The organism is Robertmurraya sp. FSL R5-0851 (assembly GCF_038002965.1).
GTDB classification, from domain to species: domain Bacteria; phylum Bacillota; class Bacilli; order Bacillales; family Cytobacillaceae; genus Robertmurraya_A; species Robertmurraya_A beringensis.
Map to the genome: position 1 here is coordinate 2,253,494 of NZ_JBBOOE010000001.1, position 22,844 is coordinate 2,276,337.

The following is a 22,844-nucleotide window of genomic DNA, read 5'->3' on the forward strand; positions in this document are numbered from 1 at the left end:
GGTGGAGTAGTTAGTTTTCGCCCAATGCAATGTGATGGCAGTCACTTTGCACCCTGTAAGCTTTCATGCTGTGCAGGGTGGGCATTAATTAGGTGAACAAGATCTACATGGTCGTAAATTCCTAGAACCACCTCCTAAAAAGTTATTTATTTTTCCTACAGCTTTCCCTTATCACCAATTCAGTCGGCAAGGTCACAGTTAATGGAAGTTCTCTTCCATTCAAGCGATCTAGTAAAAGTTTTACTCCTGTTTTCCCCATCTCCTTCGTATGCACTCTGATGGTCGTCAAAGGTGTACTTGCGAATGAGGCAGCTTCAATATCGTCAAAGCCGATAATGGCTACATCCTCAGGAACGTTGAGATTGGCTTCTTGTAAGGCTCTTAACGCCCCAATCGCCATCGGATCACTGGCAATAAAAAACGCCTCGGGAAAATTCCTCATTTTAATTGCATTTTTCATTAATTCATAACCCTGTGCCATTGTATACTCACCGATCAAAACTGCCTCTGGTTGGAACATTTTTTGTTCTTTCATCAAGCGTTCAAAGGTAGTGAGACGTTTATCTTCAGAGAGGAACTTTTGATTTTTACTATGCTCCTTCTCCCTTCCTCCGATATACCCGATTCTCTTGTAGCCGGTGGCTAATAGATGCTTGATCGCTTTCTCTGTGGCCTTTTCAAAATCAATCACCACCGCATCATACAAATCCTCGTTAGGCGAATGGTTAATGTACACCACATTTTCCACTTTACTGATCGCCTTGAGCGCCATTTCTTTTACCCTGCCCACGACAATGAGTCCATCAAGGCCGTCAATCATTTGATTGGTCTCCGTTTCATGTAAACGGAGCGTAACGGTTCTGATCCCATGACTCGCAAGTTCCATTTCAATGCCTTGGCGGATCGATAAAAAATAGGGATCATTGATCTCCTCGTCCAATGATTGGGTAACGATAATCCCGACATGTTTCGAAGTCTGCTGTTTTTGTTTCAACCGTCTTTCTAAAATCGTTTCGTATCCAAGTTCCTTAGCGACCTGAAAAATACGTTCCCTCGTTTCATCCTGAACGGAAATCGTATCATCGTTATTTAAGACCCGTGAAACCGTAGATGCCGACACATTCGACTTGTCCGCAATATCCTTGATAGTAGCCATCTCATAACCCTCTTCATGTTCTTTTCGACACCCGTAAATTTTTTACTTACGGATTACTAAAATATTTACTGGGTATATTTGAATAATAACATCTTATGGAAGGGCTTACAAGTATAAAAACTAAATTTTCTAAAAATTAATATAGTTTTTTTATTGTATAAACACTGGTATAGTACGATTTTTTTATTAATGATTAATTCCCAACTAGTAAATTATTTAGTAATATCCTTATTGAAATAAACATAAAAAAGGAAATAACCCGTTAAGGCTATCCCCTCTAAGTATTCCAATAATTATTTTCAATCAAACCACTTCAACCCCAGCAGTTTCATCTCTCTTTGTTTCTTCACTTTTAACCGTAAAATGACTCTTTTCAATGATTAAAGACACAACCACCCCACCAATAATGGCCCAGAACGGTGAACTTACACTAAAGAAGCTTACACCTGACATGGCGATAATTAATGCGAAGAAAGCCCCTATTTGAAATTTACTATCAGAGAAAGCGGCTTGGAGGGAACTTAAGAGAACACCAATCATAGCAAGACCTGCGACGGTAGCAACTAATACTCCCGGCATGGCAGAGACAAATGGAACAACGACACCTGCAAATAAACCAAAGGAAGCAAATAATGTTCCATTTACAATTACCGCTGCATAGCGACCTTCTTTCTTCTCACCTGCTTCTTGAGATGAACAAATGGCTGTCATCGGACCAGCTATATTTGCATTATGACCTCCAAAGAATGAGGTGACAATTCCTCCAATTCCACTCCAAACCGTCATGGCATTGACTGGTGGTTTATAGCCTTGAGCCATTAATACCCCCGTGGCTTGTGCATTTTCTGCCCCAATGACTAACAGAGCAAGTGGAATAGCGATGGAAACAATGGCATCGAGACTAAAGCTTGGCATAACGAGTTGAGGGGTTATGAATCCGCTTTCAACATCTCCCATTTTGAATTGATTTAAAAGTAGGGCTACAATCATGGAAACGACAAATGCAGAGACAATAGGTGGCACTTTTTTGAGATATCTTGAGGAAAGTAAATAGACAACAACAGCAGAACCAGCAATTAATGGTGCTGCTTCAATAGAGGTAATCATACCCGTTCCAAAACGGATCATGGCTCCAACAATCATTCCCATGACAATTGGTAAAGGGATCCACCTCATGATTTTTCCGATGAGTCCTGTCACACCGAGAATAAGAACTAGGACACCAGCAACGAAATAAGCTCCAGCTGCTTCATTTAATGAAAATTGCGTAAGGGCACCTGCAACCAACACCGCACCTGGAATCGAATACGCACCAGCAATGGGTTGACGATATTTTAAAGCTAAATAAATACCTAAAAGTCCTCCGAAGAAATAGATGGCAAATAACCAAGAAATCGCTTGTTGATGGGTTAATCCTCCACTTGCTGCACCACCAATAACAATCAACGCTGGACCTGTACATCCAAAGATAGCTGCAAGAGTTCCCGCGCTTAAGGTGTTAAGATTTAAGAATTTAGGCACACCTTTTAAACTTTGACCTAGATTAAACTCACTCATTTCGAATCCTCCTTTTATTTGAAAATTCGGAAAATTAATCATAAATTGAAGTTAAGGTTCGCCCCCCAAAAAGGGGAGGTAATCTCCCCTTCTCTTACTTCCCTGTAAAATGAGGTTTTCTCTTTTCAGCAAATGCAGCTACCCCTTCACGGAAATCATCTGTTGTTCTTAACAGTCCGTATGCTTTTCCTTCAATATCTAGTCCAGCACTTAGCGGCGATTCCTCTGCTGCATTTAACACCGCTTTACATACCTTTTGAGCAAGCGGTGAAAATCTCACTAGCTCCTCGGCTAATAATTCCACTTCTTTATCTAATTCCTCTTTAGACACCACTTTTGTTACTAATCCCCATTGATAGGCCTCATCAGCTGGAATTCTTCTGGCTCTCATAATCATGTCTTTGGCTCTAGTCAATCCTACCGCTCTTGCTACACGTTGGGTTCCACCGCTTCCTGGGATCATACCAAGATTCATTTCAGGTAATGCCATAAGCGTATCATCTGCTGCTATTCTAAAATCACAGGCCATGGCAATTTCAAATCCCACTCCAAATGTGTATCCTTGTAATTGAGCAATAACGGGCTTTGGTGAACGTTCCGGGGCTGCAACATGAACCGCGAGATGTGATAATTCTTCCTGATGTGTTTCCATAAATTCAGGAATACTTCCTCCTGCGCTAAATGCTTGAGTCCCTTCACCCTTAATAATAATCACGCGAACTTCATCATCTTGATCTAGTTCCTTAAATATTTCAGCAAATTGGGCTCTTGCCAGCATACTGATATAGTTCATTTTTTCTGGACGATCAAACACAATGGTTGCCGTTTGCTTCTCTATATTTTTCTCTACTCTAATATGATCATATTTTTTTGCAGTTTCTACCATTATGATTTCCCCTCTCTTTTAACCTACTAAATTATTATCTTTCTGAAAGACTTCAAACTCGCCTTCTCTTAATTTACGTCGTAGGATTTTTCCTACTGGACTCTTTGGAACTTGCTTGATAAACACATATTTTCTTGGTCGTTTAAAATTTGATAATTTCGGATTATTTTTACAAAATTCATCTAACTCTTGCACGGTTACAGTTCCATCCTTCGGAACAATGAATGCGGTTACAATTTGACCCCAACGATCATCATCTTCACCAGCTACCGCAACTTCGTAAACCTTCGGATGCTTTGAAAGGACATCTTCCACTTCTAGTGGATGGATATTTTCTCCGCCTGAAATGATCATGTCATCGACTCGGCCTACTACATATAAGTCACCATCATCATCCATGACACCTAGATCACCAGTAAAATACCAGCCCTCACGAATCGCCTTCTTCGTGGCATCCGGTCTGTTCCAATATCCTTTGAAGCTTTCGATCGAATCAAGAGAAACAATAATCTCCCCAATCTCTCCTTTTCCAATCTGGTCCTCAGGTGTAGAATTCGCCTCCGCATCTGCTGTCACTAAGCGAATCCGTTGATGAAATCCTGGTTTCCCGGCGCATCCGGGTTTCTCAGCCACATTTGGGCAAATAGAGAAGGTATAGATTTCTGTGCTACCATAGTGATTAACAAATACATCTGGCTTTAATAGCTCGACACATTTTTCCGTTAAGGCGGTGGTCATCGATGCACCTGCATACCCGATTTTCTTTAACCTCTGAAGATTGTATTGGTGAAAATCCTTGTGATTCAGCATATCGTGAAAGAGAGTAGGAACTAAATACACACAGGTAATTTCTTCATAGCTTAAGATTTCTAGTGCCTCTTTTGCATCAAAATCAGGTAAAGCCACATATTTCCCATTTAAAAAGGCGATCGATAGAAGAGATCTCATCCCCATCGTGTGGTAAAGGGGCATCGTACCAAGTGTGCTCTCATTATCCTCGTATTTATTTTGTATAATGTGAGCAACCGCTGCCGAATACTCATTTTTATTGCTTCTTGGTACTCCTTTTGGTTTCCCGGTTGTCCCTGATGTATACAGCATAAGAGCGATATCATCATCATGGATTTCTGGTTTAACAAAGGTTTCAGGACTTCTCTGAACGAGCTCATCATAGTAAATATCTGCCCCTTCTACTTCTCCGACCCCTAATAAAATGGGTTTTGTATGAAAGGTTGCTTTTAATACCGAAGTTTCACTTGCCTTTTCATAGATCACTGCCTTAGATTCGGAATCATTTACGCAATATTCCACTTCTTTTGCCGATAATCTGAAATTGATTGGGGTGTAAACAGCCCCTAAGGACTGGATGGCCCAATATAGGATGACATTCTCAAGGCGGTTTTTTAATAAAAGCGTGACCCGATCATTTTTTTGAATTCCGATTCTTTGTAAAGAAGCTGCTACTTTCATAATTTCTTTGTCTAATTGGTTATAGGTGTAGCGTCTACTCCCTTCAACAACTGCAACCCGATTCGGATGCCTTTCCACCGCAAAATTAAAAATCGTTGAAAGATTCATTCATGCAACTCCCTTCAAACATTTAGATGTTTATTTTTTGATCCTCTACTGTTTTTTCAATCGCTTTTACAATGCCGTCATAACCAGTACATCGGCAGAGATGCCCAGACAGCATGTCTTGAATATCTTTTTTACATGGGGTTGAATGTTTCTTCAAATAATCTGTAGTGGACATTAAGATTCCAGGTGTACAAAATCCACATTGTAATCCATGGCATTGGACAAAGTTCTTTTGTAAGGGATTGAGCTGACCGTTCTGCGCTAAGCCTTCCACGGTTTGCATCTCTTGGCCATCCACTTGAACAGCAAACATTAAACAGCTTCTAACAGCCGAATCATTCACAATGACCGTACAGGCTCCACAAACACCATGTTCACAACCTACATGTGTTCCGGTCAATCCACAGGTTTCTCGCAAGAAGTCACTTAGTAACATTCTGGATTCGACTTCTTCTTTGTATGTTTTTCCGTTAATTTTCACTTCCACTTCATGAACCGTCATGGTCATCACCTCCCAGCTTTTACATATGCCTCTTGTAACGTTCGTTTTGATAATGATTGAGCTAAATGTCTCCGATAGTCAGCTGAAGCATGGAGATCGGATTCAGGCTCAATCACTTTTGAAACAATGGATGCCACTTTGTCTAGAAGCGAATCCGTTAATCTTTCGCCTTGTAAAAGTTCATTCGCCTCTGTCACTAATAAAGGAACCGATTCGACACCACCAAGAACCAATCGTGCGTTTGAAATACGATTTTGATCATCCACGCTTAGTTGACAAGCAGAGGCAACTAAAGCAAAATCCCCGTGCCTGCGTGAGATTTCTTGAAAGGAATAACCCACTCTTCCCTCCCAGATAGGAATATGGATCTCCGTTAAAAGTTCCGTAGGCATCACATCAGTTGTTAAGTAGGTGACAAAGAAATCCTCCGCATTTACGGTTCTCACTTCATCTGTGGATGCGATATGAACGGAACCACCCATGGTCATTAAGGCAAGAGGGATTTCGGCGGTAGGATCTGCATGAACCAAACTACCACCAATGGTTCCACGATTCCGAGTCTGGACATGGCCGATGAACGGAACCGCTTCACTCAATAAACCGATGTGCTGACGGATGAGATCCGATGTCTCCACCCGGTTTTGTCTTGTCAAGGTTCCGATTTTTACAAGTCCTTCCTCGTAATCGATAAAGTCTAAATCCTGCAAGCGATTAATATCGATTAAACAATCAGGGGTAGACAGCCTCATATTCATGATGGGAACGAGACTCTGGCCCCCTGCAATGATTTTTCCATCAAAACCAGATTCTTCTAATAGAGTAAGTGCTTCATCTACGGTTTTTGGACAATAGTAGTCAAATTGAGCTGGTTTCAATCGCTATCATCCCTCCTTTCTTTTCATCAAGCACTTTTTTCGATGTTCTTTAACTCTTTCCCAAACTTCTTGAAAAAGTCTTGAATAATCAGTTTGGCCACCCCGCTTAACATTCGTTGACCGACCATCGCGACCTTTCCGCCTACTTCTGCTTCATACGTATACGACAGTAAGGTTTGATTTTCGTCTTGGTGCTCCAGATGAATGACACCGGTTGCTTCCACATTTCCTGGTCCCCCTTCACCCTTCACAATCAACTTATAGCTTTTTAGATTTTCAATATCGGCGATTTCGATGGTAGATTCATATTTTCCTTTAACCGCTGCAATTCCAATCGCTAACTCCGCCTTATATTTGTTTTCCTCGACTTGAGTTAGTTTATTGCAGCCCATAATACATTTTTGCAAAACATTTGGATCTAGTAGAATATCCCATGATTGTTGCAATCCTGCTTCAAGCGTTAAGCTTCCTTCTCCATTCATACTTGATTCGCCCCTTTCTTTTCTTTCGCCTGATTTAATAGATTCCAAATTCGATTCGGACTTAAAGGTAAAGTATCAATCATTACTCCATACGGCTTTAACGCATCATTCACGGCATTGGCAATAACGGCTGGTGCACTCATCGTATTTCCTTCTCCTAATCCCTTCGCTCCTAGGGGAGTAAGAGGCGAGGGAGTTTCGATATGTTTAATGGTGATGTTTGGAATTTCTGGTGCGGTTGGGCATAAGTAATCCATAAAGGACCCGGTTAAAAATTGGCCTTTCTCATCATAGGCAAGCTCTTCATACATAGCTCCTCCTAGCCCATGAACCAGTCCCCCGTATATTTGACCATCTACAATTAACGGATTTAATAGTTTCCCAGCATCGTGTACGGTAAAATAATCGATAATCTGAACTTCACCAGTATCAGGATCAACCTCAACGGTCACCATATCTGCAACAAAACCATAGGTAACAGATGAGTTCACTAAGTCATTTTCATCCGGTGGCTCTGCGACCTTTGCGGTATAATAGTAGGTTTCATAAATTCCCGGCTCCATGCCATCTGGTAGAGAGAGCGGATTCCAATGAGCAGAACCTGCCGCTCTTTTCATTGAATATTTGATGGAAGGATCCTTTTTAGAAACGATGGATCCATTTTCAATGGTTAAGTCATCCTCGTTAGCTTTTAGATGATAAGCCGCGATTTTGATTAATTTTTTTCTTACTTTATGCGCGGCGTAAAATACCGCACTAGACCCAAGAGACGCGAATCGACTGGAATAGCTGCCTGAAGCAATCGACCAGGCACTCGTTGAGGTATCGAGCTCTGCGACGACATTAATTTGTTCTCTTGGTATTCCTAATACGTCTGAGACAATTTGGGCAGAAACCGTTTCATGACCTTGCCCAGAAGGCGTCGTACTGATGCGAACATTCACACAGCCCATCGGATCCATGGAGATCGTCGCTGCTTCGGCACAGCCTGACTTCGGTAAAGAGGAAGCTCTCTCCTCCGGTGTGAGGGCAATGGTGATATACCCCATGTTCGAGCCTGACGGTTCAACAATACAGGCTAAGCCGACCCCAAATAATTTTCCTCTTTGTCTGGCGTCTTCTCTTTTTTGTTCAATTTCCTTGTAGTTCCCCATGTCTAAGGCAAGCTCAAAGCCCTTTTCATAATCTCCGCTATCATACATACCGCCAGAGGCTGTTTGATAAGGGAATTGTTCTTTTTTAATTAAATTTCTTCTGAGCACATCAGCAGGATCCAGCTGTAATTGATGGGCAATTTCTTGCATGATTCGCTCTAGTGGAAAATATAATTCTTGGCCCCCATAGCCTCGAATCAGCCCTGTTGGTAGCTTGTTGGTCATAATGGCGTAAGCATCAATCATTAAATTAGGAATATCATAGGCACCGGTTGAATTGGCATGCGTTCTGTACAAACACGCGGGCTCAGGTGCTCGAATATAAGCCCCTACATTATCAATTAACTTCATTTTCAAACCTAGTACCTTCCCATCTTCCTTGACAGCAGCTTCTATATAAGTGACACGGTCGGTTCCACTCGAACTAGCAGATAAATGCTCTTGGCGGTCCTCAATCCATTTCACAGGACAGCCAACAATTCTGCTAACGACGGCGCATAAAACCATATATGGATAAGTTCCAGCCTTAATTCCATAACTGCCACCAATGTCTTTTGGAACGATAATTCTTAATCGATTACTAGGTATTTTTAAGGCACCCGCCATGACCGATTGAATAACGAAGGGGCCATGAAAATTGGCATGAATCGTATATTGATTGGAACTCTCCTCATATTGCGCAATCATTCCATAGGTTTCTACGGGTGTGGCTGAATATTTCGGAAAGTGAAACTTATGTGTAACAATGCGATCCGCCTCTTCAAAGGCTTCATCCACCTTTCCGTAATGAAAGGTTCGATGGTTCGCAATATTAGAACCGATATGTTCATGAAGAAGTGGAGCATCCTCCTCTAACGATTTCTCAATATCTACGATGGGTGTAAGAGATTCATAGACAACCTTAATTTTCTCCAAAGCATCCTCTGCAATATAACGATTTTTCGCCACCACGACTGCGACCGGTTCACCTACATAGCGCACCTTATCAATCGCCATCGGATAATACTTTACTGGAGCACTCACCCCCACGCTAAAGGGTTGAACATAGGGCAAGATATCTTTTCCCGTCACAATTCCCTTCACACCACGTAGATTCATCGCCTCAGAGGTATCGATGGAGATGATTTTGGCATGTGGGTACGTACTTCTTAAAATGGCAATATGGGCGGTGTTAGCAGGTGTTCCAATATCATCAATATACTTCCCTTGTCCGGTTAAGAGTCTTCCATCTTCTACTCTTGTAACCGCTTGGCCTATGACTTTTTCCATTACACGACCTCCTCCCGAAGTAAATGTTCATAGTCTACTAACGTATCAATATCTGGGATTTGCTTTTTCCCCATTTCTGAATAAAACACTTCTTTTTGGAATTTTTTCAAAACCGAACGACCACCTTCATCCCCTTTTGCATCGAAAAGATAAGGAAACAGTTTCTTATCAAATAAGACTGGATGTCCCTTCTCTCCTTGATAGGAGGCTTGCACGATTAATGGTCTGTCCTTTTGCCAATAGTAATCATTGATCACCTTATTAATCTCATCAGACGTAAGAAGTGGCTGATCTCCTAATAAAAATACGACAGCCTTTATATGATTCGGTATGGAACGTAAGCCTAGCTTGAAAGAAGAGGACATCCCATTCGAAGCTTGATCATTGATCAAAATCTGATTCACTCCCGTGACAGACACATCTTGATAAAGTCCAGGGACATCCGGATTAATGACAACGGATATGCCAGATAATGAAGAGCTTAACCCCTGATCAATCACATGTTGAAGAATCGATTTCCCTCTATAAGGTAGTAGCATTTTTGCCGTTCCCATTCTTCTGGAAAAGCCAGCAGCTAGGATTACACCCCATACTTGATGTTGAGCTTCAATAATTCATCACACCCCTTTTTGGGGAGAACGATAGACTTCCCTTTAACTCAGTGAGCTTTAATCCAGATCCCCCGCGGTGAACCAACGTGATTTCTGCTAAGATACTTAAGGCGATTTCTTCTGGTGTTTTTGAACCGATATCAAGCCCAATCGGACTATGGATGTTTGAAAAATCATCAATAGTATTCAGCTTCTGACTGGTTGAAATCAGCTCCCTGGTTCTTTTTCTCGGACCAAGTAAACCAATATAAGCAGCATCTGATTGATACAATCCTTCTAAAATCATTTGATCTTGTAAGAAATGATGGGTCATTAACACAACGTAGGATTGACTTGTGATCGTAACCGGTGGGTATTGATCTTTGCTATAGACGATAATCTCATCTGCTTCTGGAAATCGAGAAGAGTTTGCATAGGCAGCTCTATGATCGACCAAGGTGACATACCAATGTAATTGTTTGGCTATTCGTACAAGTGGAATAGCATCAGGGCCAGCACCAAATATGGTTAAGTTAGGAGGTGGAGTCGTGATTTCGCTATAGATATGAAGTTGATGCTCTCCACCCACGAAGGTAACTCCAGGTTTTAATGGAATGTTATTTTGTAAAAAGTAATTAGAAATCTCAGGATATTCGATATTCAGTAATTCTTCTTGGTCATTTTGAGGATCAAGCAGCCATCGCTTCCCAATCAAATGAGGCTTATTCGCCTCTACAACGATTAGCTGCCCAATTTGCTTGGTTAAGGAAGTGGTAAAAAACTCTTCTATAATACGGGATGCTAGGTTCATCTCAGGTTCATACGGTTCAAGTAATATATTCATTTTTCCATTACAGCCAAGTCCAAGCCCCCAAACAATGTCACCCTCATCTTGGAAATTATAATGGAGGGTTTGTGGAACTCCGCTTTCTAGAACCTTATACGCATGTTCGATAAGATCACTTTCAACACAGCCCCCACTTAAGAGGCCAGTTAAGGTTCCGTCACTGGAAATGAAGCATTTAGCCCCTGGCTTTTGATAGGTAGAACCTTCTGTTGAAATGATCGTACCGAGAACACCCCTCAGTTGATTTTGTTGACATCTCATTATTTCTTTATGTATTGAAATCATTTATCCACCTCCTAAACTTTGACTTCCTTGTGATACTCCCAATGAAATTGGTCCCTGTATTCACTTGGTGTTTTCCCAACGATCTTTTTGAACGTGGTTGAAAAATAGCTTTGATTAGAAAAACCTGTATTATGAGCAATAATATCTATAGGAAGGGCAGAGAGTCTTAGCATCCCTTTGGCCTTTTGGACTCTGACAAAAGACATGTATTCTACAAAGGTCATCCCCGTTTCTTCCTTAAAGAGTTTACTAAAGTAGGAAGGACTTAAATAAACTTGATCGGAAATTCCCTTTAAGGAGAGTGGCTCACCATAATTCGATTGAATAAACTGGATGGCACTTTCAATCGGATTCTTCAAATCATTGGAATCCAATCGGTTTACTGGATTCATGCTTTGCGTGACTTCCTTACTGATCCCTTTTGGTAACACGCGATCAAAGGTATGAATCAACTCATTTTTAGTAAGCGGTTTCAATAAATAGGAGGAAAAACCGGAATTAATTGCTTCCTGTGCTAAATCAAACATTTTTAACTGTGTGACAATAATTATAGGAAGATTAGGATAAAGCTCCAAAGCCGCCCTTCCAAAATTCATGCCATTCATTTCAGGTAAAGAAAGATCGATGATAAGGACACTAGGTTGATTTTGCTTGAGAAGTAGTAATCCTCTTTGGGCGGTACTGGCTTCATAGGTCGTTAAATAGCTGTACTTACTTTCTCTAATTAACTGACATAGCTCTTTTCTTGCTTCGATATCATTATCAACAATCAAGATTTCAGCCAAGCATGTTCCCCCTTAACTAGATAGTATAGAAAATTCCGAATACTTTGTTTTAAAATCTTCTTTTGATCTTTTAACATTTCCACTATTATTAGTTTCTAATTATTTTAAATATTAACAGATTAAATTCCTACTTGATTTATAAAATATTACTCTTGTGTTTTTAAAATTTGGTTTTGTTCATTTATAGAACCTGTTTATTAATCATGTTAGATCTTTATCTAATAGAAAAAAGGATCCCCACAATATTCAGACCGAACTGAATGGTGGAGATCCAACCTCTTTACAAAAGATATTAGAAATTATTAAAGGGTCTGGTGCATCATCCTATGGATTGGTGGCTCCCATTGTTCCTTTTAAAAATACTGGTGCATCATCAACATGTTTGATCCACAACTGATCCTTTCCTTTTAATCCATCCCGTATCCAAACATCACCTATTATTTCCTTTCCAATATGACGAACCCAAGTTACATAGTCATTGATTACTTGTGGGGCTACATCTCTCTTATGTTCTCCAGGAGAAGTCATCCGTTTTTGTTCTCCAGATTTTATATCAATCAAATAAAGACTTGTAAACATGGTTGGAACGGGCCCTTCTTTCCACTCTAGATTTTCCTTTGAACGCGCCACAATCACCTTCTCTGGTGAAAACCATTCCAGGTCTAGGTCAACATAACCTTTTGGGGTATATTCTTTCTGCTGCAAAGCAACAGGCATCTCGGCAATCTTTGTTCTCTTATTTTCCACGAAGAATCTACCTTCTCCAGATATATAAGCCAACTGATTCTTAGATGGAGCCCATTTGAACCAATCTTTATACCAAAGCATTTTTCCTACTTCTTGGAAATTCTTCCCATCAGGAGAGAGTACGCAAAGTGAATTACTATCATTGGACCAAGAAGCTGTGGGAATTCCTATAAAACTAACCCACTTTCCATCCTGGCTCCATTTAAAGTAATCCGTCCTTATCGCGAATAAATCATCATTGGTCTGAATGGTATACAAATGATTCTTTTTATCAATTTTTAGATTAGCATCCGCTGGAATTTTATACAATTCGATAGGTCCCCAACCGGTTGGAAGCAAATTAGATTGTGATGAGACAATAAATTCTTTCCCGTTTGGAAACCATTCAAATCCACTCACACCTAATGAAACGTTCTCAAAACCCATGGGTCGTCCATCTTCCATATGAGTCACATTTAGTAAGCCCCTATCATTATAAGCTAGTTGATTTCTTGTAGGTGACCATTTGAAATCATTTGCTTCCACCTTTATGTATGGCTGATAACTTTCCTTTTTCTCTAAATCATATATGAATAGATCCTTTTTCTCCCTCTGCTCATCACCATCAATGTAAGCAATGAATCGGCCATCATAGGACCATTTTGGCGAATGCACATATCGTGAATGAGTCAGTTGCGTTTCTTGATCTCCTTGTTTTATCCATAATTGCTGATCACGAATAAACGCAGCTGTTAAGGGTACTTCTGCGCTTGCTACCTTTGAAAAGATAAGTGTGCAAAATAGTAGAAATAGAATTTTTCGACCCAACATGAATCGCCCCCCTTTTTAGTTATTAGAATGCCCTTCTTTTTAGCTCCATACAAAGAGTTTTATTAACAAGGAAAAAGTGCGAATTCTAGTGATCTATGCCCTAAGTGCTTTGGAATAGCAACCCATTCAGCTCCATTATTCAATGTTACAGTTGCACAAGAAAACCGCCCTTTGAAAAGGCGGTTAACTTGAACTATCGTTATCCGTTTCATCAACCTTTAAAGCTATCTTTCACAACCATATAAAGTTCTACACCAACCATAATGAACACACTCCTTTACAAAGTAAATATAACTAAAACAGGTTATTATGAAGAACTAAATCTCCTTATCTACGTATTTGCTACAAAATACTTCATCTACCAAGCAATTATTTATTCTCTAAATGATAAACCTTCTTCTAATGAAGTTCTCAGAGTTGGTAAGGAAGCTGGTCCAATACCATGGATTTTTAATATTTCTTTTTCGGTGAACTTTGATAATTCTTGCAAAGTGTCAATTCCTTCGTGAACCAATGCATTTCTAGCAGGTGAACTGAGTTTCGAAAGGAATCCGCTTTCAGGCTTATTTTCTTTATCACAGGTAGGGCAACTTGGACATTCACTACTTTTGTAATACCTATGTCCTTTTTCACAAACCCTTAGACTTTTTTCTGCTTTCAAAAGAACCCCTCCTAATAAATTCTGATTCCCCGCATCTAGGATCAAAAAGGCCCGCACTTATTTGTGTGAGATCAGGTTATACACCCAATCTGATAAATAGAAGGAAAAATTTCGCTTAATTAGTAAATACAATAAAAAATAGCATATATAGACGGAGAAATTCCGCCTGTAGACTCAAAAAACATGAAAATAGGGGTTTTTCCTTTGTATAAACGGAAAATCTCCCGTTATTAACCCCCGAAACGGGCTCCGTTCTGCATCTAACCGGAAATACTCCGCTTACTTTCTTTTACTAGCTACTCGATTAAAGACAAGACATCTTATTTAAACAAGTGAGGTTTAACTTAAAAATCCAAGAGAACCTCATTTTGATGCCAAACGGTGAGGTTTTATATAAATAAGGTTTTAGTACTCCTATTAAAGAAACTCGCATATAATCCCCTATTTCTTTTGGTAAGTAGAAGGATCTCTTTAAACATTTACAGATATAGAACATTTTCTCTCAAAGTGAACAATTGCAATAACAGAATATACATAATATAACTTTAGGAGTGGATAATATGCTTTTAACAAAAATCAAGAACTTTTCATTCAAAGATATAAACGGAGAAACTGTATCCATCAGTGATTTTAAAGGGAAAAATACTTTAATATTTATGTGGGCATCCTAGTGAAGATGTCGTGAACAGCTGCCAGGTTGGCAGGATTTTCATGAAAAACATAAGAATCAGGACTTTGAAATACTTTCGGTTTCAGTTGATGTTCAAGGGGCAGAGGTAGTAAAACCATATGCACAAAATAAATCATATACAACAGTAATAGATCTTGAAAATGAAATGGCAAATTATTTTGGATTCAAAGTCGTACCGAATGGAATTTTCATTGATAAAAACGGCATTATTCGTTTAATTAAACAAAGATTTTATGTCACTGACCCAGAACATTTGAATGCAATAGAAAAATTAATCAATGGTAACGAAGAAACAGTTGTTCTAGATGATGAAAACCTTGTTCCAGTCAACGATGTTGGTCACTTGGAAAAACAGCTTTCAGAAACTAAGTTTAAATTAGCATTGCAATATGCCAATAATGGCAAGAAAGAAGAAGCATTAAAAGAACTTGATGAGGCTCTTCTTTTGGATACAGATAACTTTCTTATTCGCAAACAACGATGGTACATCCGTTATCCAGAAAAATTTTCACCCACCATTGACATGGAATGGCAACAAGAACAATTAGCGAAAGAAAAAGCACAAGAAGCAACTCTATACGATAGCAATTCCTGTGCTCCTGAAGGTTGTCATTTACCTACAAAATAATTTCCGATGAAAAACAAAAATGTTAAATCATCAATTTTACTTTTTTGTCTAAATCTCATTTACTATGTAAAGGCATCCTTTGTTAAAAGGTTGCCTTTTTTCGGTAATGTCCTTCAACTAAATGAGTGCAGTAAGAGAATTACCAGGAAATGGATGTAGAACAATAGAAATAACTTTATTCATTTGGATAAAGTTTCTGATAGGTTTCTACTGTATGTATAATTAAATCCTTTAAAACATTGGTATCGATATCAGCTAATTTATTTACATAAATACAAGCCTTACTCTTCGTGTGTTTACCAAAGCTTTCTAATAATTTGTCCCTTTCCTCACTTTCATAGGCTAAATAAAGACTAATTTTCGCCTTTCTTGGTGAAAAACCCACTAAAGGCGCATCCCCTTCATGTCCTGATGCATACTTATAGTGATAGCTACCAAAGCCTATAATACTAGGACCCCACATTTTTGCGTCAAAACCTGTTACCTCTTCAAAAATTTCTAATAACTGATAGGCATCTGCCTTCTTCTTTTCATTTTCCACCCGTTCAATAAATTCAATAACACTATTGTCTGTTTCTTTCATCTTCGGTTCATACATATACGCGCTCTCTCCTATTCTCTGATTACCTTATTATCAGCATTATTACATTCTATTTTAACCAGATCTTTACTTTTGGAAAATATCACTAGAATAAAACTTCTCAAGTCTAGATCGATTTCCCTTTTTTCATCTGCATCCATACCAGCTCCGATGGCAATGCCTGTGCTCATTTCAACCAGTTTTTCTAACCCAATAGTGTTTTTTTATTTCAGCATCTTCGATTCGGTCTATGCTGACATAATCCAACTTTCTTCGAATCACCTCTTTCTTTCTGTAAGTAACTAGTTAGTTCGGATCTTACACCTTTTCGCATGTGCACATACTCTTATGCACATTCAAAAAGGTGCTCAGCACAATCGCTGAACACCCTCCTCAATAAATAAACAAATATTCTTCTACACCTTTTTCCCATACCCAAATGCACCATAAGTCTTGCAGGTTTTCCCTGCCGAAAACACGGCATTCCTTAAGGCTGTCGGTATATCGAGTGTATCGAAATAGGATGTAATAAAGCCTGCAATGAAAGAATCTCCTGCCCCCATTGTATCAACAATTTCTGTTTCGTTTGGTGGCTGCAAATACTGTTTCTGACCATCTGAACAAATAGCTGGCTCTCCGCCCCTTGTTACCACAACAATTTTTACGCCGAATGTGTGGACGTATTGGATTAATTCTTCAATTTCACCCGCATTCATTCCACTTCCGGAAAAGAAGGCAAATTGTATGAAAGGACAAACCTTTGCTAAATACTCTTTACTATATTTACTTTTTATTGAAAAATCATAAGAAATGGGTTTGTAACTTAATCTTTGCAGTTCATGTTCAATGTTGCTGTTTATGCTCGTATGAATAACATCAAATTCGTTAATATAATTTAGATCAGCATCCGTAAATTGCAAAGTTGCTATCGATTGTACTCGGGTCTCTCGATTGGTTTTCTTAAAGACCCGATCTCCGTTTTCATCTAAAGCAACATACGCTTTACCATTTGGGCCATACATTTTACGAATTCTCGTCACATCAATCTCTTCTTGTCTTAGAGTATTTAATATATGTTCTGCCTCTAAATCATCACCGATAATTCCAATGTACCCATTCTTCTCTGCTCCATTTCTTTTACTAACAACAGCTACATTTAGAGCATTTCCACCAGGATATATCGTGCTTTGATCTTCGTAGAAATCGACGACATTATCACCTATTCCAACTAACTTCATAAACCTTCCACTCCATGACTTTTTAGTAGAGTCTAATCGTTAAGATATGTGTCTTCTAAAGTTAAACCTGATTGGAAAGATAGGAAACCATCAAGGTTTACAAAACCATCAACATTCTTTTGCATTCCATAGCTTTGTTCTCTCCAATTCAAGTAAACGAATGGTGATAATTCCATTGCTCTTTCAATCAACTGTTGGTAGATTTCCTCACGTTTTGCAGGATCCTTTTCCTTCTTACCTTGAGCTAGTAAGCTATTAATCTGCTCATCATCAAAGTTTGCTGAGTTATTTAATCTTGCCGGTCCGCCTTGGTAGAAGTTACTCATCCAATCACCATCTGTAATGTCTCCAGAAGTACCTGCGACTAGGAATTGATAATCCCCTTGAACGTTTTTATTAATTCTAGTTGCCCAATCAGGAAGTTCTAATTCTACCTCAATACCAATTTTCTTTAACTCTGATTGTACTGCAACAGCTGTTTGCTCGTGCATTCCATACTGAGAAGTGGATAATAGTTTCGCTTTGAACCCGTTTGGATAACCGGCTTCAGCTAGAAGCTCTTTTGCTTTTTCGACATCATGCTTAAAGTATTTAGTGAACTTTTCGTCATAGCCCATATAACCTTCTAAAATCGCCATTCCATAGATTGCCTCTCCACGTCCGCTAAATGCCATATTAAGGATGGCTTTACGATCAATACCATAGGCAATCGCCTGTCTTACCTTTGGATTATTGAATGGTTCATAGTCAGTATTAAATTGTAATGCCATAAATGGTCCATTTGCACTTTCAAGCTTTAGGTTTTCCATCTGACCAATGGATTCTGTATCCTTCCAAGGAACGTTCTCAATCAAAGTGACATCGCCCGCACGAAGAGCATTTACACGTGTGTTCTCATCTGTATAAAATTGGAACTTGATTTCATCTAAATAAGGTTTGCCTTCTTTGTAGTAATCATCAAACTTTTCAACAATGATATTGCTTCCTTGAGCCCATGAAACAAACTTAAAAGGTCCTGCACCCATTGGCTTAGTCGCGATATCTTCTCCGTTTTCTTCAGTATAAGACTTTGATACTACAACAGATTCTGGAAGTGCCGTATAGTGAATGAAAGGAGCGGAAGGCTCTGAAAGATTAAACGAAATAGTTTTTTCGTCTATCACTTCAATGCTACTTATGATTGACAGTTCTGTTTTGAAAGTCGCCTTGCTATCTGGAGCTAATATACGCTCGTAAGTATATTTAACATCTTCTGCATTTACCGGATCTCCATTATGGAATTTTGCATCTCGAAGTTTAAATGTGTATTGTGTCAATTCGTCATTTGTTGTGTACGATTCTGCTAACTCTGCTTCTAACTCGCCTTTTTCATTGTAATTATAAAGCCCACGGAAAATCGCAAACTTAACCGTTCTACCATGAGTTCCATTTTGGATATAAGGATCCATGGTTGTAGGTTCTGCAGCTAAACCAAACGTTAAAGAACCTCCGGATTTATCTCCTGTTGCATCCCCCGATTTTGAATCAGAGGATGCATTTTCCTTACTTGAACAAGCTCCTAAGAACACTACTAACCCAAACAATAAGACAACCAATACCATCAATCTTTTAGCCATACTTTCACTCCCTTTAATAAAAATATATGGTAAACGCTTTTAATACCTTCTACTGTTTATTCTTCAGTCTCGGGTCTAAGATATCTCTAAAACTATCTCCCATTAAATTAATGGCAAGCATCGTTACACCCAGACATAATGAAGGCCAGATAACATACATTGGATTGTTATAAATATAACCTCGAGCATCACCAATCATTTGTCCCCATGATGGTTCAGGCGGAACCACTCCTAGCCCTAAGAAACTTAATCCAGATTCTAGTAAAATAGCGGCCGCTATCGTTAAGCTGATTTGGATAATTAACGGAGACATGATATTGGGTAGAATCGCTTTGGTGATGACCCTAAAATGAGAAGCTCCTAAAGAAAGTTCACTTTGTACATATTCCAATCCTTTAACTTGAAGTGTGGCTGAATGGGTAATCCGTGCGAAACGCGGGATATAAAGTACACCGATAATCAAAATAAGGTTTTTTACACCAGAACCCCAAAATCCAACAACCATTAAGGCAAGTAGAATCGGTGGGAAACATAAAACAATGTCGATTGCTCGCATGATCATTTTTTCAGTAAATCCTCGAGCATAACCGGCTATTACACCCAACCCGACTCCTCCAAAAAATGCGATTAACGTTGCTCCGATTGCCACAAGCATAGTTGGACGAATACCTAAGATTAGACGACTAAGTATATCTCTTCCATATTCATCGGTTCCTAATAGATGCCCGGATGTACCGCTTTTTAGTACGTTGGTAGAATCGATTTCTAAAGGATCATTTGGGGCAATCCATGGACCAATAAGTGCAATAATGAGAATCGGAAGAAGTATGATAAAACTAACGATGAATGTTTTGTGATGTAAAAACTTCCGAGCCATCCTCCCACCCTCTTTCTATAAAAATACTTGGTTAACGTGTTCTAGGATCCATTAACCCATAAATGATTTCAACCGCTCTATTAATAAGAATGTAGAATGCTGCGATTACGATAATTGAACCTTGAATAATCGGATAGTTACGGTTATTAATGGATTCTACTAATAATGAACTTAATCCAGGCCAGTTGAATAAAAACTCAATTAATACGGTTCCACCAATTAAATTAGCTAACTCTAAGCCTATTACTGTGATAACAGAAATAATGGCGTTTCTAAGTACATGCTTGAAAATGATCATTTTTTCAGCTAGGCCTTTAGCACGTAACGTCTGAACAAAGTCCTTGCCCAAGACCTCAAGCATAGAGGATCGAGTCATTCTCGCGATCGATGCAGCCAGCGGTAGGGCTACCGTAATGGCAGGGAGGAACAACTTTTGGATATGGGCAACCGGGTCTTCTGAAAAAGCGGTATACCCACTTGCAGGTAACAAATTCAATTGTAAGCTTAAAAGTAAAATTAACACGGTACCAGTTACATACACTGGGAAGGATAATCCAGCTGCTGCAATAGATGAAACAATCATATCTACAACTCCGCCTCGTTTGACAGCAGCAATAATTCCAAGACTGATTCCGATAATTGACCCGATAATAATTGCAACAACTGCTAATTCAAGAGTTTTGGGAAGCCTTTCAGCTAGATATGTAGTAACATCAATGTTATTAAATAGAGATTGTCCAAAGTCCAATCTGAGTATATCTGCAAACCAAGTAAAGTACTGTGTTAATAGTGGCTGATCCAAACCAAGGGTCGCACGCATCGCTTCAACAGCAGCTGGATCAGCGCCTCTTTCTGTACCTAATACTAAAACTGCAGGATCTCCAGGCATGAAACGAAGCAATAAAAATACCAGGGTCGCAACGATGAAAATTTGAACAATAGCTACTCCAACGTTTTTCGATACAAAACGAAGCAATAATCTCACCCCCAACTTCTCGGAAAATTTAATTGATCTTTTGTAATTTGGATTCAGAGAATAAATGACAAGCAGCCATGTGATTGGAACCTATCGTACTTAGCTCTGGTTTCATTTCTTTACAAAGTGGTATAACATAAGGACATCTTGTACTTAATCGGCAACCACTCGGCGGATTAATCGGACTAGGTAGATCTCCATCGAGGACAATTCGTTCCTTTTTAAAGGTAGGATCTGGGATTGGAATTGCTGAAAGTAAAGCTTGCGTATATGGGTGCTTAGGATTTTTGTAGATCTTCTCCGCGTCCCCAACCTCAACGATTTCTCCTAAATACATCACACCAATTTTATCGCTCACATGTTTTACGACTGATAAATCATGGGAGATAAACAAATAAGTTAGTTTAAATTCTTTTTGTAATTCATTTAATAGATTTAAAATTTGAGATTGAATAGAGACGTCAAGCGCAGATACCGCTTCATCACAAATAACTAATTTTGGGTTTAAGGCAATCGCACGCGCAATTCCGATTCGCTGTCTTTGACCTCCAGAAAATTCATGTGGATATCGATTGATATACTGCTGACTTAAGCCCACCATTTCTAGTAAATCCTTAACCTTTTGTACACGTTCTTGTTTGTTATAAACCCCATGTATATCAAACGGTGCACTAATGATCTGTCCAACGGTCATTTTAGGATTGAGGGATTCATAGGGTTTCTGGAATACCATTTGCATTTGCTTTCGGCTTTTACGTAGTTCCCTCCCACGTAATTCTAGGAAATTTCTACCTTCAAAGTTGATTTCACCACTATCTGCTTTGATTAACCCCATAATCAAACGTGCCAAAGTACTTTTACCGCATCCGGATTCACCAACTAAACCAAAGGTTTCTCCTTCATTAATGGTAAAGCTAACACCATTTACTGCTTGAACATAATTTTTATGTGTAGAAAATAATTTTTTATCACTAACAGGAAAGTGTTTTTTTACATTTTTAACCTCTAAAAGAGTGTTACTTTTCAATGTCTCCTCACACTCCTTCGTTTATATGCCAACATTTAGCCGTATGATTGGATTTGATCTTTTGTAACTCTGGTTCCTTTTCAACACACAAATCTGTAGCAAAAGAACAACGTGGATTAAATCTACAGCCTTTTGGCATTGAATTAATTGTCGGAACATTTCCTGGAATGCTATATAGGGTTTTATCAACCTGATGTAATGGTGGAACTGATTTGATTAACCCTTTCGTATACGGGTGTTTGGGCTTTTTAAATATGGTCATTACATCTGCTTCTTCGACGATTTGCCCCGCATACATAACGGCAACTCGATCAGCCATTTCGGCTACTACTCCTAAATCATGGGTAATTAGCAGAATGGCCATATTAAACTCTTTTTTGATTTTATTTAATAAATCTAAAATTCTAGCTTGCACAGTCACGTCCAAAGCAGTTGTCGGTTCATCGGCAATTAATAAGTCTGGTTTACAGGATAGGGCCATCGCAATCATGACACGTTGGCACATTCCACCCGAGAGTTCATGGGGATATGCATCGAATATGGTTTCAGGGTGAGGGATTCCAACTTCCTTCAACAGTTCGATTGCTCTCCTTTTAGCCTCTTCTTTCGAAATGTCCTCATGAATTTGGATGGCTTCCGTTATTTGACTTCCGCAAGTAAATACAGGATCAAGGGCTGACATTGGATCCTGGAAGATCATAGAGATAGACTTCCCTCTAATTTTGTTCATCTCTACTCTGTTTAATTTCACCAAATCTATATCTTGGAAAAGAATCTCACCTGAAGCTATTTTCCCGGAAGAAGGTAGAAGCTGCATAAGTGACATAGATGTAATGGTTTTTCCACTCCCACTCTCACCTACGATACATAACGTTTCACCTTTTTTTAGGGACAAGTTGACATCCTTTATGGCTGGAAAAACACCATAATCTGTATTAAATACAGTCGATAAACCCTTTATATCAAGAAGTGCATTCCCCACAAACATCCCTCCTCACTCCTATTAGAACGCCTAATGGTATTGTTT

General features: G+C 39.1%; 21 protein-coding genes. 1 reads left to right on the forward strand and 20 read right to left on the reverse strand.

The window, feature by feature from the left end:
• Positions 1-142: 142 nt before the first annotated feature.
• The 13 genes from MKX65_RS11395 to MKX65_RS11455 all read right to left on the reverse strand — a co-directional run bounded on the left by MKX65_RS11395 (position 143) and on the right by MKX65_RS11455 (position 14,184).
• Positions 143-1,156 carry a substrate-binding domain-containing protein gene (locus MKX65_RS11395; RefSeq protein ID WP_160548844.1) on the reverse strand — a complete coding sequence of 338 codons (1,014 nt, stop codon included), beginning with the start codon at positions 1,154-1,156 and terminating at the stop codon, positions 143-145.
• A gap of 303 nt (positions 1,157-1,459) precedes the next feature.
• Entirely contained in the window at positions 1,460-2,713 is a 1,254-nt protein-coding gene (locus tag MKX65_RS11400; protein ID WP_340903681.1) for a benzoate/H(+) symporter BenE family transporter, read from the reverse strand.
• Positions 2,714-2,807: 94 nt separating this feature from the next.
• Complete coding sequence (locus MKX65_RS11405; RefSeq protein ID WP_340903683.1) at positions 2,808-3,599, reverse strand: enoyl-CoA hydratase/isomerase family protein; 792 nt, start codon at positions 3,597-3,599, stop codon at positions 2,808-2,810.
• An 18-nt stretch (positions 3,600-3,617) separates the two neighbouring features.
• Positions 3,618-5,177, reverse strand: a complete 1,560-nt coding sequence (locus MKX65_RS11410; RefSeq protein WP_340903684.1) for a class I adenylate-forming enzyme family protein — start codon at positions 5,175-5,177, stop codon at positions 3,618-3,620.
• A 22-nt stretch (positions 5,178-5,199) separates the two neighbouring features.
• Positions 5,200-5,679: a (2Fe-2S)-binding protein gene (locus MKX65_RS11415; protein ID WP_340903686.1), complete on the reverse strand. Its 480-nt coding sequence runs from the start codon at positions 5,677-5,679 to the stop codon at positions 5,200-5,202.
• Between the two features lie 5 nt (positions 5,680-5,684).
• Complete coding sequence (locus tag MKX65_RS11420; protein ID WP_340903688.1) at positions 5,685-6,554, reverse strand: FAD binding domain-containing protein; 870 nt, start codon at positions 6,552-6,554, stop codon at positions 5,685-5,687.
• A gap of 26 nt (positions 6,555-6,580) precedes the next feature.
• The gene (locus tag MKX65_RS11425) at positions 6,581-7,036 is read right to left on the reverse strand and encodes an SRPBCC domain-containing protein (RefSeq protein ID WP_160547756.1); all 456 of its coding nucleotides are present in this window, start codon (positions 7,034-7,036) and stop codon (positions 6,581-6,583) included.
• Complete coding sequence (locus MKX65_RS11430) at positions 7,033-9,459, reverse strand: xanthine dehydrogenase family protein molybdopterin-binding subunit (protein WP_340903689.1); 2,427 nt, start codon at positions 9,457-9,459, stop codon at positions 7,033-7,035. Before MKX65_RS11430 ends, MKX65_RS11425 begins: the two co-directional genes overlap by 4 nt.
• Positions 9,459-10,073 carry a nucleotidyltransferase family protein gene (locus MKX65_RS11435; RefSeq protein WP_340906227.1) on the reverse strand — a complete coding sequence of 205 codons (615 nt, stop codon included), beginning with the start codon at positions 10,071-10,073 and terminating at the stop codon, positions 9,459-9,461. The genes MKX65_RS11430 and MKX65_RS11435 overlap by 1 nt, the downstream gene beginning before the upstream one ends.
• Positions 10,066-11,181 carry an XdhC family protein gene (locus tag MKX65_RS11440; protein WP_340903691.1) on the reverse strand — a complete coding sequence of 372 codons (1,116 nt, stop codon included), beginning with the start codon at positions 11,179-11,181 and terminating at the stop codon, positions 10,066-10,068. The genes MKX65_RS11435 and MKX65_RS11440 overlap by 8 nt, the downstream gene beginning before the upstream one ends.
• An 11-nt stretch (positions 11,182-11,192) precedes the next feature.
• Positions 11,193-11,966, reverse strand: coding sequence for a response regulator transcription factor (locus tag MKX65_RS11445; RefSeq protein ID WP_340903693.1), 774 nt, complete (start codon positions 11,964-11,966; stop codon positions 11,193-11,195).
• Between the two features lie 324 nt (positions 11,967-12,290).
• On the reverse strand, positions 12,291-13,523 hold the full coding sequence (locus MKX65_RS11450; protein WP_340903695.1) for a translocation protein TolB: 1,233 nt from the start codon (positions 13,521-13,523) through the stop codon (positions 12,291-12,293).
• Positions 13,524-13,896: 373 nt separating this feature from the next.
• Positions 13,897-14,184 carry an RNA polymerase alpha subunit C-terminal domain-containing protein gene (locus MKX65_RS11455; RefSeq protein WP_340903696.1) on the reverse strand — a complete coding sequence of 96 codons (288 nt, stop codon included), beginning with the start codon at positions 14,182-14,184 and terminating at the stop codon, positions 13,897-13,899.
• A gap of 689 nt (positions 14,185-14,873) precedes the next feature.
• On the opposite strand from MKX65_RS11455, the gene MKX65_RS11460 reads away from it, so the two are divergent.
• Positions 14,874-15,503, forward strand: a complete 630-nt coding sequence (locus MKX65_RS11460) for a TlpA disulfide reductase family protein (protein WP_340906228.1) — start codon at positions 14,874-14,876, stop codon at positions 15,501-15,503.
• Positions 15,504-15,678: 175 nt separating this feature from the next.
• Here the strand turns inward: MKX65_RS11460 and MKX65_RS11465 are convergent, their stop codons facing one another.
• The 7 genes from MKX65_RS11465 to MKX65_RS11495 all read right to left on the reverse strand — a co-directional run bounded on the left by MKX65_RS11465 (position 15,679) and on the right by MKX65_RS11495 (position 22,799).
• Complete coding sequence (locus MKX65_RS11465) at positions 15,679-16,101, reverse strand: DUF1801 domain-containing protein (protein ID WP_340903698.1); 423 nt, start codon at positions 16,099-16,101, stop codon at positions 15,679-15,681.
• 398 nt (positions 16,102-16,499) lie between these two features.
• Positions 16,500-17,321 carry a PfkB family carbohydrate kinase gene (locus MKX65_RS11470; RefSeq protein ID WP_340903699.1) on the reverse strand — a complete coding sequence of 274 codons (822 nt, stop codon included), beginning with the start codon at positions 17,319-17,321 and terminating at the stop codon, positions 16,500-16,502.
• Positions 17,322-17,353: 32 nt separating this feature from the next.
• Complete coding sequence (locus tag MKX65_RS11475; RefSeq protein ID WP_340903700.1) at positions 17,354-18,937, reverse strand: ABC transporter substrate-binding protein; 1,584 nt, start codon at positions 18,935-18,937, stop codon at positions 17,354-17,356.
• Positions 18,938-18,986: 49 nt separating this feature from the next.
• Entirely contained in the window at positions 18,987-19,814 is an 828-nt protein-coding gene (locus MKX65_RS11480; RefSeq protein ID WP_160547767.1) for an ABC transporter permease, read from the reverse strand.
• A 31-nt stretch (positions 19,815-19,845) separates the two neighbouring features.
• The gene (locus MKX65_RS11485) at positions 19,846-20,790 is read right to left on the reverse strand and encodes an ABC transporter permease (protein WP_340903701.1); all 945 of its coding nucleotides are present in this window, start codon (positions 20,788-20,790) and stop codon (positions 19,846-19,848) included.
• Positions 20,791-20,818: 28 nt separating this feature from the next.
• Entirely contained in the window at positions 20,819-21,817 is a 999-nt protein-coding gene (locus MKX65_RS11490; protein ID WP_340903703.1) for an ABC transporter ATP-binding protein, read from the reverse strand.
• 7 nt (positions 21,818-21,824) lie between these two features.
• Positions 21,825-22,799, reverse strand: a complete 975-nt coding sequence (locus tag MKX65_RS11495; RefSeq protein ID WP_377057934.1) for an ABC transporter ATP-binding protein — start codon at positions 22,797-22,799, stop codon at positions 21,825-21,827.
• Between the last annotated feature and the right edge of the window lie 45 nt (positions 22,800-22,844).

Bases quoted from the DNA above. Each gene is read 5' to 3' on its own strand.
- MKX65_RS11405 (WP_340903683.1), bottom strand. From the start codon at position 3,599: ATGGTAGAAACTGCAAAAAAATATGATCATATTAGAGTAGAGAAAAAT.
- MKX65_RS11450 (WP_340903695.1), bottom strand. From the start codon at position 13,523: ATGTTGGGTCGAAAAATTCTATTTCTACTATTTTGCACACTTATCTTT.
- MKX65_RS11425 (WP_160547756.1), bottom strand. From the start codon at position 7,036: ATGAATGGAGAAGGAAGCTTAACGCTTGAAGCAGGATTGCAACAATCA.
- MKX65_RS11480 (WP_160547767.1), bottom strand. From the start codon at position 19,814: ATGGCTCGGAAGTTTTTACATCACAAAACATTCATCGTTAGTTTTATC.
- MKX65_RS11475 (WP_340903700.1), bottom strand. From the start codon at position 18,937: ATGGCTAAAAGATTGATGGTATTGGTTGTCTTATTGTTTGGGTTAGTA.
- MKX65_RS11400 (WP_340903681.1), bottom strand. From the start codon at position 2,713: ATGAGTGAGTTTAATCTAGGTCAAAGTTTAAAAGGTGTGCCTAAATTC.
- MKX65_RS11470 (WP_340903699.1), bottom strand. From the start codon at position 17,321: ATGAAGTTAGTTGGAATAGGTGATAATGTCGTCGATTTCTACGAAGAT.
- MKX65_RS11465 (WP_340903698.1), bottom strand. From the start codon at position 16,101: ATGTATGAACCGAAGATGAAAGAAACAGACAATAGTGTTATTGAATTT.
- MKX65_RS11395 (WP_160548844.1), bottom strand. From the start codon at position 1,156: ATGGCTACTATCAAGGATATTGCGGACAAGTCGAATGTGTCGGCATCT.
- MKX65_RS11440 (WP_340903691.1), bottom strand. From the start codon at position 11,181: ATGATTTCAATACATAAAGAAATAATGAGATGTCAACAAAATCAACTG.
- MKX65_RS11430 (WP_340903689.1), bottom strand. From the start codon at position 9,459: ATGGAAAAAGTCATAGGCCAAGCGGTTACAAGAGTAGAAGATGGAAGA.
- MKX65_RS11410 (WP_340903684.1), bottom strand. From the start codon at position 5,177: ATGAATCTTTCAACGATTTTTAATTTTGCGGTGGAAAGGCATCCGAAT.
- MKX65_RS11415 (WP_340903686.1), bottom strand. From the start codon at position 5,679: ATGACGGTTCATGAAGTGGAAGTGAAAATTAACGGAAAAACATACAAA.